The sequence below is a fragment of the Ideonella sp. P3_A4 genome (genome assembly GCF_056403075.1).
Genome location: NZ_JBFUGE010000973.1, coordinates 1 through 1,617, shown reverse-complemented (window position 1 = coordinate 1,617; position 1,617 = coordinate 1). Strand labels below are relative to the sequence as shown.

The window sequence follows — 1,617 nt, the reverse complement described above, 5'->3', positions numbered from 1 at the left end:
GTACTCGACCGAGAGTTGGAACAGTGCGTCCCGGTCGACGCTCAGGTCGGCAGGCCGAAACAGCGGTTCGCCGTGCGGCGGGTCGATGCGGCCTCGATCAGGAACGGACGTCATTCGCTCTCGCGTCCCGATCGACCATCGTCGCTCGCGTGAATTGAACCTGAGTCAACGCATCCCCCTTGTTGGTGCGATCTGCGCTTCACTATATCGGCGAGCCTGATCAGCCTGCGCTTCGCATAACTGGAAAGTTAGGCCACCGCCGGCACAAGCGTGGCGGCCCGAGCAAAGCTCCCATCTTGCTCCGCCTCGCGAACTCCGCCTTTGACCATCGCGTCGCCGGGTGCTTTCGTCGCCAATGGCCTCTCTCACCGCTACCATTCAAATACGAATGCTTCTCATTTAAATACAACTGCTTCGGCCGAGCTTCAGGGAGGTTTCCTTTGTCGACACATCCTCTGGCGGTGGTGTTCATCACCCACCGCCCGCAACTCAAACGCACTGCGCAACGCATCGTCGGCTGCGCCCAGCGCGCCGATGATCTGCTGCACGACGCCTACCTCAAGGCCACGGCTTGCCCACGCGCGACCTTGAATGAACCGGTGTCGTATTGCCACCGCATCGTGCGCAACCTCGCCATCGATGACCACCGTCGATCGGCCCTCGAAGGCGACCTGTTCGAAGAGGCCTGCGAGGGTTTCGACGACGTGGGCTGCCCATGCGCATCACCCGAGCGACAGGCGATGGGTCGGCAGCACCTGGCCTTGCTGAGCCAAGCCTTGGCGGGCCTGCCGGAGCGCCCTCGCCTCGCCTTCGAGCTGTACCAGCTGGAGGGCTTGACGCTGCGCGAGGTGGCGGCGCGGCTGGGCCTGTCGCTCTCCACCGCCCACGCTCTGTTGCGCCAGGCCATGGCCTACTGCCGCGCCGCCTTGCCCACTGAGTGATGCGCACCGGGCAGTGCCCCGTCCACTGCCCTTGAACAGGCTCCTCAAGCCACCGGAGCCATCTCTTCCCTCGGCAAATCCGCCTCGCGCGCATGGCCTTGCTGCATCCCGGCAATCGGGTTCTCCAGCGGGTCCGCGAACGCCAGCCCCGAAGCCGGATCGGCCAGGTTCAGCATGTGGGTGTTGTTGCGCAGTTGCAGCCGGTTCAGGCACGAGTGCGCGAACGTCGGCTGGAAGAGGTCGAAGCGTTCGAACTTGGTCGCGAACTCCGGATGCTCGCGCTGGTAAGACTGCGCACATTCGGCCACCAGCGACCAGAACTCGTGATGGTCCATGCAACCGGCATCGACCAGCACCTGCTGCAAGTGGCGGAAGTAGCCATCGAACACGTCGATGAACAGGAACAGCAGCTTGAACTCGTCCGGCATCTCGATCGCGATGCGCCCGATGCGTTCGGTCAGGTGTTCGCCGCCGTTGAACACCGCGCATTCCTCGGCGATGTCTTTCATCAGCGCGCGCACCGGCACGTGCCCTTCCATCACGAGGATCAGGTTCTCGCCGTGCGGCATGAAGACAAGGTCGTGCGCGTAGAAGCAATGCAGCATCGGCGCGAGGAAGGTGCGCAGGTAGCGCCGCACCCAGGTGGTGGCGTCCAGCCCCGAGCGCTGGATCAGGT

2 protein-coding genes are annotated in these 1,617 nt (G+C 63.9%); one reads left to right on the top strand and one right to left on the bottom strand.

The window, feature by feature from the left end:
- The first annotated feature begins 440 nt into the window (after positions 1-440).
- Complete coding sequence (locus AC1DYI_RS35000; protein WP_477208697.1) at positions 441-941, top strand: sigma-70 family RNA polymerase sigma factor; 501 nt, start codon at positions 441-443, stop codon at positions 939-941.
- A 44-nt stretch (positions 942-985) separates the two neighbouring features.
- Here AC1DYI_RS35000 and AC1DYI_RS34995 read toward each other — a convergent pair.
- On the bottom strand, positions 986-1,617 hold a 632-nt coding region (locus AC1DYI_RS34995; RefSeq protein ID WP_477208696.1), incomplete at its 5' end, for an IucA/IucC family C-terminal-domain containing protein.